Source organism: Desulfoluna sp. CYM3A, from assembly GCF_056829965.1.
Genome location: NZ_CP186556.1, coordinates 3,113,114 through 3,127,277, shown reverse-complemented (window position 1 = coordinate 3,127,277; position 14,164 = coordinate 3,113,114). Strand labels below are relative to the sequence as shown.

9 protein-coding genes and 2 pseudogenes are annotated in these 14,164 nt (G+C 60.0%); 6 read left to right on the top strand and 5 right to left on the bottom strand.

The window, feature by feature from the left end; genetic code table 11:
- Positions 1–95 precede the first annotated feature (95 nt).
- The gene (gene lipA / locus ACOYW1_RS15940; protein WP_482423572.1) at positions 96–992 is read left to right on the top strand and encodes a lipoyl synthase; all 897 of its coding nucleotides are present in this window, start codon (positions 96–98) and stop codon (positions 990–992) included.
- 274 nt (positions 993–1,266) lie between these two features.
- Here lipA and ACOYW1_RS15935 read toward each other — a convergent pair.
- The 5 genes and pseudogenes from ACOYW1_RS15935 to ACOYW1_RS15915 all read right to left on the bottom strand — a co-directional run bounded on the left by ACOYW1_RS15935 (position 1,267) and on the right by ACOYW1_RS15915 (position 7,514).
- Positions 1,267–2,100: pseudogene (locus tag ACOYW1_RS15935) on the bottom strand (glutamate cyclase domain-containing protein).
- Positions 2,101–2,329: 229 nt separating this feature from the next.
- Positions 2,330–3,574 carry a signal recognition particle-docking protein FtsY gene (gene ftsY, locus ACOYW1_RS15930; protein ID WP_482423571.1) on the bottom strand — a complete coding sequence of 415 codons (1,245 nt, stop codon included), beginning with the start codon at positions 3,572–3,574 and terminating at the stop codon, positions 2,330–2,332.
- A 329-nt stretch (positions 3,575–3,903) separates the two neighbouring features.
- A complete protein-coding gene (locus tag ACOYW1_RS15925) occupies positions 3,904–4,731 on the bottom strand; it encodes a hypothetical protein (RefSeq protein WP_482423570.1) in 828 nt (275 codons plus the stop codon).
- Entirely contained in the window at positions 4,634–5,641 is a 1,008-nt protein-coding gene (locus ACOYW1_RS15920) for a hypothetical protein (RefSeq protein WP_482423569.1), read from the bottom strand. The genes ACOYW1_RS15925 and ACOYW1_RS15920 overlap by 98 nt, the downstream gene beginning before the upstream one ends.
- Positions 5,631–7,514: a chromosome segregation SMC family protein gene (locus tag ACOYW1_RS15915; protein ID WP_482423568.1), complete on the bottom strand. Its 1,884-nt coding sequence runs from the start codon at positions 7,512–7,514 to the stop codon at positions 5,631–5,633. The genes ACOYW1_RS15920 and ACOYW1_RS15915 overlap by 11 nt, the downstream gene beginning before the upstream one ends.
- A 411-nt stretch (positions 7,515–7,925) precedes the next feature.
- Here ACOYW1_RS15915 and ACOYW1_RS15910 point away from each other — a divergent pair, with 411 nt between their 5' ends.
- From ACOYW1_RS15910 to ACOYW1_RS15890, 5 genes and pseudogenes are all read left to right on the top strand, one after another.
- Entirely contained in the window at positions 7,926–10,004 is a 2,079-nt protein-coding gene (locus ACOYW1_RS15910) for a 6-phosphofructokinase (protein WP_482423567.1), read from the top strand.
- A 618-nt stretch (positions 10,005–10,622) separates the two neighbouring features.
- Complete coding sequence (locus ACOYW1_RS15905) at positions 10,623–11,387, top strand: LamB/YcsF family protein (protein WP_482415713.1); 765 nt, start codon at positions 10,623–10,625, stop codon at positions 11,385–11,387.
- Positions 11,384–12,108: pseudogene (gene pxpB, locus ACOYW1_RS15900) on the top strand (5-oxoprolinase subunit PxpB). The gene ACOYW1_RS15905 and the pseudogene pxpB overlap by 4 nt, the downstream one beginning before the upstream one ends.
- Complete coding sequence (locus ACOYW1_RS15895; protein WP_482423566.1) at positions 12,105–13,058, top strand: 5-oxoprolinase subunit C family protein; 954 nt, start codon at positions 12,105–12,107, stop codon at positions 13,056–13,058. The pseudogene pxpB and the gene ACOYW1_RS15895 overlap by 4 nt, the downstream one beginning before the upstream one ends.
- A 125-nt stretch (positions 13,059–13,183) precedes the next feature.
- A complete protein-coding gene (locus ACOYW1_RS15890; protein WP_482423565.1) occupies positions 13,184–14,164 on the top strand; it encodes a TRAP transporter substrate-binding protein in 981 nt (326 codons plus the stop codon).

Here is a 14,164-nt window from a genome sequence, read left to right as displayed (position 1 = left end):
TGATCGAATGCGCCTGTGTAACTCCGATGTTATTACGGGCGCAGCCCTTGGCCGCCGGAGGCATTGCTTTTGCTTTTTTATGAAGGGAGATGGGTATGGACAGGGATGTGTGTCGGGATAGTGTAAAGGCGTATCAGCGTAAGAGAAAGCCGGTGTGGCTCCGGCGCAGCCTGCCCACCTCACCGGAGTACGAGAAGGTGAGGCGGCTCATTGGGTCGTCGTCGCTCCATACGGTGTGCCAGGAGGCGAAGTGCCCAAATCAGTGGGAGTGTTTTTCCAGCCGCACGGCCACCTTCATGATCCTTGGGGAGGTGTGTACCCGGGGGTGCCGGTTTTGTGCGGTGGCAGGGGGCAAACCTTTGCCGCCGGACCCGGAAGAGCCCGGGCGTGTTGCCGAGGCGGCCAAAGAGCTCAACCTATCCTATGTGGTGGTGACTTCCGTGACCCGGGACGATCTGGAGGATGGCGGTTCCTCGGCCTTTGCGGCCACCATCCGTGCCCTGCGGGAGGCCATTGACGGGGTGTATGTGGAGGTGCTGATCCCGGATTTTCAAGGGAATGAAGAAGACCTGCAGTGCGTCATCGACGCAAAACCGGACGTGCTCAACCACAACATCGAGACCGTGCCCCGGCTTTACGATACGGTTCGGCCCCAGGCCATCTACCAGCGGTCCCTGGATGTGTTTCGGTATGCCGCCAAGGCAGCCCCCTCTATGCCGCTGAAGTCGGGCATCATGCTGGGCCTGGGGGAGACCGACGCCGAGGTGGAGGCCACCTTGTCCGACCTTCTGGCCGCCGGGTGTTCCATCCTCACCATCGGTCAGTACCTGCAGCCCTCAAAGGACCACCTTGCCGTGGAGACCTACGTCACCCCGGAAGCGTTTGACGCATGGAAAACAAAAGCCCTTGCCATGGGCTTTGCCGATGTGGCCAGCGGTCCCTTTGTGCGCAGCTCCTACAAGGCAAAGGAGTTGTTCGAAACCAACGGGTGATGGGAATAAACATGCCTCCGGCGGCCAGGGGATAAATCCCCTGGACCCCATGGTCGCAAATGCTCCGGGGCTTCGCCCCTTCACATTGCTGACGGGCTTCGCCCGTGAATTTAGGTAATGGGCTTTTCATGGATAAGAAAACGCCATGAAGATCGCTGAATCTGTTTTTAAAACCTGTTTGTCCAACTTTTTAAAAGTTGGGCCCCGGCGGGCCGCCGGAGGCAAGCATCCCCCTGTCGCACAAGCGGCAGGGGGATTTTGGTTTGGGTGCGGATCAGGCTGTTTTGGGATAGCTTTCGGTGCTGAAGGGGGAGACCCAGGACTGGAATCGTTTGATGAGGGTTTCGCCGCGGCTTAAGGGAAACCCGTCTTCCGTGGGTTCGGGGCGGACGGTGACGCCGTCCACGCAGCCGTTTTCCACCAGCCAGTGGGTGGTGGGGGATGGGTCGCAGAGGTCGAGGAGTTCTTCGCCGGTGAGGGCTTCCATCATGGCGATGACGCCGTAGACCCCCCAGTTGGAGACCGAGGAGACCACCAGCTCGTGGCAGGGGGTCACCGAGGGGATGATGGGAAGAGTTGAGATGGAGGAGAGGACGTTGCCCATGCCGATTTCGTTGCCGCCGTCGCCAAAGGCCACGGAGAAGAGGTCGTCTCTGTTAAAGAGGCCGTCCACCTTGGCTGCGTGGGCGGTGATGTCCGAGCCGCGCATGTTGTGGTAGCTGCCCTGTGCCGATGCGCCGGGGCGCTCCACGGAGACGACGGATCCGGGGCGGTGGGTGTCCATGAGCTTTTCGATATGGGGAGCGGTCTCTTCCGGGGTGGCAATGGGCAGTTCGGTGATCTGAAAGCGTTTTCCGAGGAGGGTGGACAGGGGCTCACCGACGAAGACGGGGCATCAGCTTAAATACTCAAGCACGCGGTAGAGGGCAATGGCCCCCACGGGCCCGTCGGTCTCAAAGGTGCCGGAGACGGGAAACCCGGTGGTGATGAGCACCGGGCCGGGGCTGTCCAGGATGCCCTGGGCGGCCCGGAGCAGGTAGCCGGGGTCAAGGGCAGCGGCTGCCTGCTCAATGCCCCGCGCCCCTCCTTTGAGGAGCTCTTCTTCCATGCGTGTCGACAGGTTGTCCAGAGGTGTCATTCCAGCTCCGGGTTTGGGTGGTTCATGCCGCCTGTGGTCACTTTTTGAAAAAAACGTGCCGCTTTATTTCTTTGATCCAGCGCTAAAAACAAACCCACGAAGTCTCATATATCAACATCGTTTTCAATGTTTATTTTGACCTGTTTGTCAAACTTTTCAAAAGTTTGGCCCCCGGCAGGGCCGCCGGAGGCATTTTTTGCTACAGCAAGGCGTCGGCAAACTCTTCGGCGTCAAAGGGGCGCAGGTCGTCGGCCTGTTCCCCGATGCCGATGTACTTCAGGGGCACGCCCAGGGTACTGGTGATGCCGATGACGATGCCGCCCTTGGCCGTGCCGTCGAGTTTGGTGAGGGCCACGCCGTCGATGCCCACGGCTTCGTGGAAGAGCTGGGCCTGGGTGAGGGCGTTCTGGCCGGTGGTGGCGTCCACCACCATGAGGGTCTCGTGGGGGCCGTCCTCAATGGTTTTGGAGACGCTGCGCCGGATTTTCTTGAGCTCTTCCATGAGGTTCTTTTTGGTGTGGAGGCGCCCTGCGGTGTCGATGATGACGATGTCGGCGTTTCGTGACACGGCGGCCTGGACTCCGTCAAAGGCCACGGCGGCCGGGTCGGAGTTGTCCTTGTGGCGCACGATGTCCGCGCCGGAGCGGTCGGCCCAGACGGTGAGCTGCTCCGAGGCGGCGGCACGGAAGGTGTCCCCTGCCACGATGATCACTTTTTTGCCTTCGCGGACAAAGCGGGTGGCCAGCTTGCCGATGGTGGTGGTCTTGCCCACGCCGTTGACCCCCACGACCATCATGACGTGGGGCTTTTTCATGGTCTCTTCTTGGGGTGCATCAAAGGAGATGCGCTCCAGGAGAAGGGCCTTGAGGGCTGCTTTCAGCTCGGCGGAGTTGGAGATCTCCGAGGCTTTTTCCGAGAGGGTCTCGATGATCTCCATGGTGGTGCGCACGCCCACGTCGGAGGTGATGAGGAGCTCTTCCAGCTCTTCGAGGAGATCGTCGTCCAGGACGCGTCCCCCCTTAAACAGGGCGTCCACGCCGCTTGAAAGGGCGTTGCGGGTTTTGGACAGGCCGCTTTTGAGGCTCTTCATCACCCCGGTTCCCTCGGGGGCAGGCTCGGGAGCTGCCGCGGGCGCAGGTTTGGGGGCCGAGGCTTTGGGCGCTGCCTGGGGTTCCGGTTTTGCCGTGGCTGCTGGTTCGGCAGGGGAAGGGGTGGCTTCCGCAGGCATGCCGGGCTGTTTTTTCGGGGCCTTGAGGGCCGCTCTTACCACCAGGAGGAAGAGGATGAGAATCACCGCGCTTGCGGGGATCATCCACCAGAGGGCCTCTTTGTAGGGGGCAAGGGCGGGAATGGCCGCGGCAACTGTTTCGGCAAGGCGTTCAAGGGCTGATTTTACCGGGGCAAGATAAGGAGACACTGTCTCCGTAAGAACCGTCATATCCATATCCATCGTCCTGTGTTCTGATTCGGGGCGTAAAAAAAGGGGCTTGGAAGCACATGGCCGCATCCCTCGGGGCACCGGGGGAGGCCGACGGCCATGGGGGCGGATCGGCTGATTTCCAGGACCCTGTCATAAATCCCGGTAATGTATCAGGGGAGGCAGCTCTTGTAAATATCCGCAACCTCGCTTTGGTGACTCAAGGAGCTGATAAAAAACAAACGGGCAGGTCATCGGTAAATGCCGCAGTGATTTTTCCCGAGGAACGAGGGGGAAAGCGCTGCGGTAACCAGCTTTCAAGGTGGCTCACCTTGCCGCCGGAGGCATCGCTTTTGCTAAACCGATGCCGTGTCCAGCTCTTCGAATTCCGTGGGGAGTTCTTTGCCGCAGAGGTTGACGGAGACCACCTTGGAGACCCCTTTTTTCTCCATGGTGACGCCGATGAGGATGTCGGCGTGTTCCATGGTGATTTTGTTGTGGGTGATCACCAGGATTTGGGATTTCTCGGCGATCATGGTCACCAGGTTGTTGAACCGCTGGACGTTGGCGTCGTCCAGGGGGGCGTCGATTTCGTCCATGACGCAGAAGGAGGAGGGCTTCAGGAGAAAAATGGAGAAAACAAAGGCGATGGCGGACAGGGCTTTTTCCCCGCCGGAGAGCAGGGAGAGGCGGGCCTGTTTTTTACCCGGGGGCTGGATCATGAGCTCCACGCCGGTCTCCATGGGTTTGGTGGGCTCGGTGAGGACCAGCCGGGCGGAGCCCCCTTCAAAAAGGCGGGGGAAGATCTCGTCGAGCTTTTCGTTGATGCGGTGGAAGGTGTCGATGAACCGCTCCTGGGTGATGCGGTTGATCTTGCGGATGATGGCTTCCAGGTCGTTCAGGGAGGCGTTGAGGTCCGTCTGCTGTTCCGTAAGGAATCCGTGTCGTTCGTTGACCTCGTCGTACTGGGCCACGGCAGCGGGGTTAACGTCTCCGAGGCGGGCAATTTTTCGTTTGAGTCCGGCCAGTTTGTCTGCGAGGTCTTTTTTGTCGGAGGTGCCGTCGAGGACGTCCTGGATGGTCTCTTCAAAGGCGGGGATGAGCTGGTCGATGGGGGCACGGTACTGTTCGGCGACCCGCGTTTTCAGTTCGTCTCCCCGGGTAAGGACCCCGGCCAGCTCCACCTCTTCTTTTCGGCAGGGTGGCGCTGGCCAGCTCGTCGTGGAGCCCGGCCAGTTCCCGGGTCTCTTTCTCTTTTTCGGCCATGTCCGCTTCAATGCGGGACAGGCGGTGGCGGGTGACGGCAAGGGCTTCTTCTTCAGCGGTGACATTTTTAAAGGCCTTTTCAAGGCCCGCTTCCAGTTTGGCGGCCCGTTCCAGGGAGGCGGCGGACTCCCGGGTCTTTTTTTCAATTCCCTGGGTGAGGCGGAGGGATCGCTCTTCGCCCTCCTTGAGGAAGTCGGTGAGGCGCTTTAAGGTGGCCCGATGGTTTTCGTGTTTGGCCTCTTCCCGGGCCAGGGAGAGTTTCAGCTCCACGATGGCCTGTTCTGCTTGGGCAAGATGTTCCCGGGCCTTGGCGAGGTCTTCCTTTGCCGCCTCCTCTCCCTTGGTAAGGGCAGCCAGCTCTCCCTGGACGGAATCGAGTTTTTGGCGGGCCTCGTCCATCTCCTCTTCCAATTCCCCCAAGTCGCCTGAGAGCTGTTCGGTCTCCAGGTCCATGAGGGTGAGGTGTTTTTTGCCCTGCTTGATCTGCTCGTCGGCCAGGAGGCACTCCCGCTCCTTTTCGGAGCGCATGCGCAGCAGCCCGCCCATTTCGGATTCCGCCTGCTTCAGGGCCTCTTTTCGCGCATCAAGCTGTGTCTGGAGCCCGCTTCGAAGGTTGCGGGCCGTGTTTAGCTCCTCCCCCACGGCAGAGAGTTTTTCCCGGGCCTCGGCCATGTCCGATCGCCGCTTGAGAAGGGACGCGGAGGTGCCGGGCGTACCGGCGATGACCGCGCCGGTAAAGTCCACGAGGCTGCCGTCCGGTGTGGCCACGGCCACCCAGTGGTCGCAGGCGGCCCGGGCTGAGGCGGCCGCGGCCAGATCATCGGCCACGAAGAGCCGGGAGAGAAGGGCAGGCAGGGGCGCTGAAAGGCTCGTCTGCGACCATGAGTTCCGTCAGGGGCCGGCAGCCCGGCAGGGCGGGGCCGTCATAGGCGGACATGGCGTCATTGCCCGGGGGGAGAAAGCCGCAGCGGCTGCCGCCGTTTTCTTCCATGGCGTGGGCTCCCTGGAGGGCGGTGTCCCGGGAATCCACGAGGATATAGGTGAGGAGGCTTCCCAGGGCGGCCTCGGCTGCGGCTTCGTACCCTTTTTCCACCTGGAGGAGATTTGCCACCACGCCTTGGGAACTTGATCCCAGGGCTTCCAGGCGATCCATGCCCTCTTTGACGCCGTCCCCGTATCCGTCGAAGTTTTTAACCATGGCTTCCATGGTGTCGAGGTAGGAGCGGAGGCGGCTCTCTTCAATCTCTTTGGCCTTGATGGTGTCGTCGGTCTGGTCCGCCTCTTTTTTCAAGAGATTGATACCGTCCCGGAGGTCGTCCATGTGTTCCCGCAGCTCTGCTGTCTGGCCTTTGAATTCGGCCATTTCAGCTTCCAGGGTTCGGCCTTTTTCCGTGGCCGTGGCCAGGGCGGTCCTTGCCGAGGCCATGTCTTCGTCTCGCCGTTTGAGCTTTCGGTCGGCGTTTTCGTGGAGTTTCTGCGCGGAGGTGAAGGCGTGGCGCACCGAGGCTTCACGGGCCACCAGGGCCATGTGTCGGGATGAGGCCTTGTGGCTCTCCTGCTCAAGGTCGGAGAGGCGAGAGCGTGCCGTGTTTTTCCGGTGCTCGGCTTCCTCCATCTCTTTGTCCAGGCCGGTGACCACCTGGTCCAGGTCTCCGTGGGCAAGGCGCAGGGACCGGATCTCTTCGGTGAGCTCGCGGGTTTTCCGCCCGGCCTCGGCCAGGAGGCGGGTGTCCTCTTCCACTTCGGTTTTGAGGGCGGCGGCCTTGTCTTTTTGGTGGCCGATTTCGGTTTCGTCCCGGTCGGCAGATCGCTTTAATTCATAGATCTTTCGGTTTGTGGCTTCAATGGTGTCGGTGGTCTCCTGGGCGTGGAGTTTCAGGCGGGACATGGCGTTTGCCAGGGCATCCCGCTTAGTCACCGCGGCCTTGGTGCGCTCTTTGGTTCGCTCCGTGGAGGAGACCAGCTCCTTGGCCCGCTGGCCCAGCTGGAGGTACTCCACCCCGGCAAGGGTAAGGTCCAGGTCCCGGATGCTTTGCTGGAGTTCTTTGAAGAGCAGGGCTTTTTTGGCCTGCCGTTTGAGGGAGGCGAGCTGGTTTGTAAGCTCTGCGAGGATATCGCCCACGCGCTCCAGGTTTTCACGGGTGGACTTGATCTTGGATTCGGTGTCCCTTTTGCGCGCCTTGTATTTGGTGACGTCCGCCGCCTCTTCGATGAAGACCCGGCGCTCCTCGGGGCTGGCGTCGGTGAGGGCGCCGATGTTGCCCTGCTGGATTACGGCAAAGGCGTTTTTACCGGTGCCGGTACCGAGAAAGAGGGTCTGGATGTCTTTGAGCCGGGCGGGCTGCCGGTTGATGAGGTAGTTGCTCTCCCCGGTGCGAAAGATGCGCCGGGTGACGGTGATCTCGCTGTATTCGTTGAAGGGGCCCACCACGCTGCCGTCTTCGTTGTCGATGGTGAGGGAGACCTCGGCCATGTTCATGGGGGCGTTTCCGGCAGATCCGGCAAAGATGATGTCTTCGGAGGTTTTGCCCCGGAGTTTTCGGACGTTTTGTTCGCCCATGACCCACCGCAGGGCATCCACCACGTTGCTCTTGCCACACCCGTTGGGTCCTACCACCCCGGTGGTTCCGGGAGGGAACACAATGCGTGTTTTTCCCATGAACGATTTGAACCCGGTGATCTCGAGTTTTTTGAGTTTCATTGGTGGTGATGATTCCGTGGGGTTGGTGAAATGAGCGGCTCGGCTCAAGGGGCCGGGCGAGCCGAAGGGTTGCTGCCGTTACGTCAGCTATCACATACCATTCCCCCGTGGGGATGTAAAGCTGGCGGAACCGCCTGAATCTCTTCGATGATTTATTTTAAAGCGCCTGGCCTCGGCCCCGGTGACAGGCCAATTTGATGGATTGCTTCTTGCATCCTGTTTTAACTGTCTGCTATAGCAATACTTAATAAAGCAGGCCGGAATGTATTGTGCCTGCCATAAGACTGGCCCCCACACGACTCGAACGTGTGCGGGTTTTTACTTTATGATGCCCACAGGGGCGGTGATGCGCCGCCCCTTTATACGGATCGGCCTGTACCCGCCGAATCGAGCGATTATACGGAGACACTTATGTCTGAAAAACCTGTGATGAGCCTGGATGACCTCCTTATAAACGACTGCGCAAGACAGATCATTGACGGAGACAGCCTGGATGTCATGGAACGACGAGCCTACACCCCGCCCCAGTGCGAGGTGTTTGAGAACGGGCCCACCGCCCTGGAACCCCAGAACCAGTATCGGTTTGACATCAACAAGGCGGCGAGTGAGCAGTTGCCGCACCTGATTGACAACCGGGTGGAGAAGGTGGTGCCGGCGTCCGGTGGCGAGGTTGACGGGTACACCCGCCCCAGGACCATCGGTATTGTCTTTTCCGGTGGGCCGGCCCCCGGGGGCCACAACGTCATTGCCGGGCTGTACGACGCCGCCAAAAAAGCGAACCCTGAAAACCGCGTTTACGGCTTTATCCTCGGCCAGGACGGGATCATTGAGGGCAATGTCTGCGAGCTTACCGACGAGAGGGTGAACAAGTATCGGAACCTGGGCGGCTTCTGCATGATCAAGACCGGCCGCACCAAGATTGACACCCGCACCAAGATGCGCCTGTCCATTGCCACCTGCAAGAAGCTGGGCCTTGATGCCCTGGTGGTGGTGGGGGGGGACGACTCCAACACCAATGCCGCGTTCATGGCCGAGGCCATGATCGAGGAAGGCATTCAGGTGATCGGGGTGCCCAAGACCATTGACGGTGACATCCAGGTCAAAGATGCCGACGGCAAGAGCCTGTGTGCCATCTCCTTCGGCTTTCACAGCGCGGCCCGCTCCTTTGCCCGGAATATCGGTGATCTCTGCACCGACGGAAGCTCCGATGTCAAGTACTGGCACTTCTGCAAGGTCATGGGCCGTGTGGCCAGTCACCTTGCTTTGGAGGTGGCCCTTCAGACCCACGCCAACCTGACCCTCATCGGTGAGGACCTGGCCGAGTACGTGGATCACGACCGTGTTGAAAAAGCCCGTGCCGAAGGCACCGTGGATTACACCGCCTACGGCATGACCCTTCGCCATCTTTCCCGCGTGGTGTGCGACGCCATCGTCCGCCGCGCTGCCGTGGGGAAAAACTACGGGGTGGTGGTGATCCCCGAAGGGGTTCTGGAGTTCATCAACGAGGTCCAGGTCTTTATCATCAAGCTCAACACCATCATCTCCGAATACAACGACGTCCACGACACCGACTTCCATTCGGACTTCATCAGCCTGGACGCCAAGCTGGAGTACCTGAGGCGTCTGGTGAGGGGGATCCGCAAGACCGGCCCCGCGACCATCTGGAACGCCCGTGACGACGAGCTTTTCAGCGATATCCCCGAGTTTTTCAAGGCCGGTCTCCTCATGGAACGGGACAGCCACGGCAACTTCCAGTTCTCCCAGGTGGAGACCGACCGGGTGATCCTGGAGCTTGTCAAGGATTACCTGGGCATCCTCAAGGAGAAGGGGCGCTACAAGGTGGGCATTGAAGACTCCTATTTCAGCAATACGCTCGCCCGTGCCGGCCTCAGCGATGAATCCTACGGGCCCGTGCTGTTCCGCAACTACGGGGTGGGGCGCTTCCTTCTGGTCAAGGAGGAGCTGATCTCCCTGAAGACCCTGAAGCAGGCCCTGGTGAGGGCGGAACTTCTGGAGGAAGAAGATCCGGTGCCCGCAGCCATCGTGAAGATCTACGAAAAATCCGTTCCCAAGCTCAAGGTGCAAACCCATTTTTACGGCTACGACGGCAGGGGCTCGGACCCCACAAAGTTTGACTGCACCTACACCTACAACCTGGGGCTCACCGCCTTCAGCCTCATTGCCGGGGGCAGCACCGGGCAGATGGTGGGGATCCGGAATCTGGAGAAGCCCTTTGAGGAGTGGGAGCCCATCGGGATTCCCGTTGCTCCCCTCATGCATCTGGAGGAGCGGGGCGGAAAAATGAAGCTGGTGCTGGAAAAGAGCGTGGTGGAGCTGGACTCCAACGCCTTCCGCCTGGTCAAGGCCATGCGGGAGAAATGGATGGCCGCCAGCACCGGGCCGGATCCGTACAGAAAGCCCGGGGCCATTCGGTTCAGGGGGGAACTGGAAGAGGATAAACCCATGACCCTCAGCCTGAACTCCCTTTAGCCCGGCGCGTTGCCATAGATAAAAGATGTCTTCGGCGGCCCTGTGGGGTGTCGGTGGCATGGTCTGTATGAATGATAAGAAAGCCCCTGGAGCCGATTTGGTTTCAGGGGCTTTTTTTGTATGGCTGAGAATTGCTTTCCCCTACGCTTTGTGAAGATAAAGGACGATGGCGGTTTTTCTTGGGTTTTGTCTCTGGAATTCCTGACTGAGTCAAGGGAATCGTTACCGGTGAATCGTCTCTTTCCACGGGGGAAGGCACGGAGGCGCGGCCCTGGTTTTGCAAGGGGGTGTTGGTTTCGAAAAATGGAGCGGCGGGTTGTTTAACAATACGAAAGCAGGCCGGGCCCGAGCTTTATTCTTGACATTTTTCCGGGGGCTTTATAGATTCCGTCTTACTAAAATCGATAAATATATATAAAAACAGTAGACGATTCCTTATCCCGTGCTTTCGCATTGTTTGATCTGTTTTAACGTGCAGGCATGGGTTTTGTGCGTTTGTCGTGCGAAAAAAGGTATTCTGGTTCGGTTGCGGCTGGAGCCTGCTGTTTTTTTATGATTTCACTGTATTGTGCTGTCTGATCCGGTCCTGCCGGGTGGGCAGGCAGGAGCGACACCCCCATGAAATCCATTGATCTGAACTGCGACATGGGCGAGAGCTTTGGCTCGTATCGCATCGGGGCCGACGAAGCGGTCATGCCCCATATTACATCGGCAAACATCGCCTGCGGCTGGCACGCAGGAGACCCCTCCGTCATGGAACGAACCGTCCGGATGGCTGTGGAACAGGGCGTCAAGACCGGAGCCCACCCCGGGTATCCCGATCCCATGGGGTTTGGGCGGCGTTTTATGGAGCTTTCTTTTGAGGAGCTTCGCAACGCCATCGTTTATCAGGTGGGGGCGTTACGGGGCTTTTGCTCCACCCACGGAATCGATATCAGCCATGTGAAACCCCACGGGGCCCTTTACAACAACGCCATGGTCGACGAGACCGTGGCCCGGGGCATTGCCGAGGGTGTGGCCTCTATCGACTCGGGCATTCCCGTTTTTGTCCTGGCCGGGAAAAAGGGACAGAACATGGCCCGCATCTGCCGGGAGAACGGTCTGCGCGTGGTTTTTGAGGCCTTTCCCGACAGGGCGTACACCCCGGAAGGGAACCTGGCGCCGCGTACCATGGAAGGGGCGGTGAAAACCGACCCTTCGGAGATCGCTGAACGGGCCCTGATGATGGCCGAAGAGCAGCGGGTGGTGGACACCGACGGCAACACCATTGAGATTGAAGCAGAGACCCTCTGCCTTCACGGCGACACGCCGGAAGCAGCAATCCTGGTGCGCTCCATTCGCAGCACCCTTGAAACATCCGGAGTGATCGTAAAAGCAGTATGAGTACGTGTGAAGATACCCAGCCCGACGGGCTGTTGAATAAGCCGATTTTCCGGTGCGTGGGGGACCGGGGGCTTCTCATGGAGCTCTCCGCCACCATCAACCCGGAGGCCAGCCAGAAGATCCGTGCCCTGTGCGAGTCCCTTGCCATCTGTGCGCCGGTGGGCGTGGTGGAGGTGATTCCCACCTACCGATCGCTGATCGTCTCTTATGACCCCGTGAAAACAGGCCCTGAGCTCCTTGAGAGATACCTCAGGGCCCTTGATGAACGGATGGGGGAAACCGAAACCCTTGAGCCCAGAGTGGTGGAGGTTCCGGTGTGTTACGGCGGTGATTTCGGGGAGGACCTTGCCTACGTGGCATCCCACAACGGGCTTTCCGAGGAGGAGGTGATCCGGGTGAGGACCCCTACCCGGTCTACATGCTGGGGTTTACGCCGGGGTTCCCCTATCTGGGGGGGCTATCCGAGACGATCCACACACCGCGCCTGGCCACGCCCCGCACCAGGGTACCGGCAGGGTCCGTGGGGATTGCCAACAACCAGACCGGGATCTATCCCATGGAGAGCCCCGGGGGGTGGCAGCTCATCGGCCGGTGCCCCATTCGTCTCTTTGACCCGAACCGGAGGGCCCCCTTTTACATCAAGGCGGGAGACCTGTTGCGGTTTGTCCCTGTCTCTGCCGAGGCGTTTGCGGCCATGGAAGCCGGGGAGGTGAGGGCATGAGCACTTCCGTTGCAGTTTTTCGCATCAAAGAGCCCGGTCCCATGACCACGGTCCAGGATCTGGGGCGATACGGATATCAGCGCTTCGGCGTGCCGCCTTCAGGGGCTCTGGATACCCGTGCTGCGGTGTTGGCCAACCTTCTGGTGGGCAACCCGGACGGTGCCGCTGTTCTGGAGATGACTTTTTGCGGTGCCACCCTGGAGATTCTTTCTCCCTGCACCCTGGCCCTTTGCGGGGCCACCATGGACGTGAAGGTCAACGTTTCTGCCTGCCGCTGGCGATCCTTTGCTGTTTCGTCCGGCGATGTGGTGGCTGTGGGCATGGCCTCTTCGGGCTGCCGGGGGTACCTGGCTGTCTCCGGGGGCATTGACGTGCCAGAGGTCATGGGCAGCCGTAGCTGCTATGTAGGGGGCAAGTTCGGTGGATACGAAGGCCGGGCCCTGGCCCATGGGGACAAGATTTGCGGGTCGTCTCGGGAGAAGGTGCCCCTGCGGCAGATTCCCGAGGCCTTCAGGCCCGTCTATGGCCCGTCCATTGAGCTTCGGGCGGTGGCCGGGCCCCAGGACGACTTTTTTGATGAGGGGCTGTCCCTGTTTTTCAGCCGGGAGTTTACCGTCTCCAACCAGGCAAACCGCATGGGGTATCGGCTGGAAGGCCCCAAGGTGATCCGAAAGGAGGGGATGCCCAAGAGCATCATCTCCGAGCCCAGCCTTCCGGGTGGCGTCCAGGTGCCCGAAGGGGGCGACCCCATTATCCTGCTCCGGGAGCAGACCGTGGGGGGATACGCCAAGATCGCTTCGGTGATCTCCGACGACATTTCCCGGGTGGCCCAGGCGCTGCCCGGACAGACCATCCGATTTCAGAGAGTTTCCGTGGAGGAGGCCCACAGAATTACCGTGGCGCGCCATGAGAAGCTCTTGGCCCTCAAGGGAATGGATTTGGCCCTGTAACGGGGCGGCTCGGACAGGTATGAGACCCAGCCCTGAGCCGCGTGACCGTAGTCGATGCACAAGCCAAGGCCGTGCATCGGGAAGAATGAACCCATTAAACTGAACATTTAAGGAGTGTTTGATTCATGAAGAGTATAAAGACACTGTTTGTTGTGACGATTCTCGTCCTTTTTACCGGCAGCGCCGCCATGGCCGAAGCCATGAAGCTGGATTTAAACGCCGTCTACGGCGCCACCAGCTTCCATACCCAGGGTGCCATGGATTTTGCCAAGCGTGTTGAAGCCCACTCCAACGGTTCTGTTCTCATCACGGTTCACCCAGGCGGCAGCCTTGGTTTTAAGGGGCCCGAGCTTTTGAAGGTGGTCAAGGACGGCCAGGTTCCCATGTCCGACATCCTCATGGGTGTTGTGGCCGGCAGCGCCCATGTGTTCGGCGTCAGCTCCCTTCCCCGCCTGGTCAAGTCCTATGACGAAGCCAAAGCCCTGTATGCAGACTGCAAGCCCCTCTATGAAAAATCCGCCCGCAGGTGGAACCAGAAACTTCTTTATGCCGCGCCCTGGCCCCCCAGCGGCCTGGTCACCAAAAAAGCCATTGTCACCCGCGCCGATATCGACGGCATCAAGACCCGGACTTACGACAAGAACGGCGCCGAGTTCCTCCGCGCCCTGGGTGCCATGCCCCTGTCCATGCCCTGGGGCGAGGTGTACGCCTCCCTCCGCACCGGCATGATCGATTCGGTCCTGACCTCTTCCGAATCCGCCAAGAATGGTAAATTCTGGGAGGTCCTCAGCCACTTTGAGCCCATCAACTACGCCTACCCCCTGAACATGGTCACCATCAACCTCGACTACTGGAATGCTCTGTCCAAGGACCAGCAGGCGGCCATGCTGAAAGCCGCGTCCGAAACCGAAGCAGCCCAGTGGGCGGCCTCCCAGGCGCGAAGCGAAGAGGCCCTGAAGGCCATTGCCGCCGAGGGCATCACCGTGACTCCAGAGAGCCCCGAGCTTACCGCCGAGTGGCTACTCGCCGCCCTGGCCATCCAGAAGAAGTTTCTCAAGAAGGCCAAAAAAGCCGAGAAGGCCCTTTTAAACACATACATAAAGTAG

Excerpts from the sequence above, each read along its gene's own strand:
- ACOYW1_RS15890 (WP_482423565.1), top strand. The coding sequence starts at position 13,184 with ATGAAGAGTATAAAGACACTGTTTGTTGTGACGATTCTCGTCCTTTTT.
- ACOYW1_RS15910 (WP_482423567.1), top strand. The coding sequence starts at position 7,926 with ATGTCTGAAAAACCTGTGATGAGCCTGGATGACCTCCTTATAAACGAC.
- ACOYW1_RS15905 (WP_482415713.1), top strand. The coding sequence starts at position 10,623 with ATGAAATCCATTGATCTGAACTGCGACATGGGCGAGAGCTTTGGCTCG.
- ACOYW1_RS15895 (WP_482423566.1), top strand. The coding sequence starts at position 12,105 with ATGAGCACTTCCGTTGCAGTTTTTCGCATCAAAGAGCCCGGTCCCATG.
- lipA (WP_482423572.1), top strand. The coding sequence starts at position 96 with ATGGACAGGGATGTGTGTCGGGATAGTGTAAAGGCGTATCAGCGTAAG.
- ACOYW1_RS15915 (WP_482423568.1), bottom strand. The coding sequence starts at position 7,514 with ATGAAACTCAAAAAACTCGAGATCACCGGGTTCAAATCGTTCATGGGA.
- ftsY (WP_482423571.1), bottom strand. The coding sequence starts at position 3,574 with ATGGATATGACGGTTCTTACGGAGACAGTGTCTCCTTATCTTGCCCCG.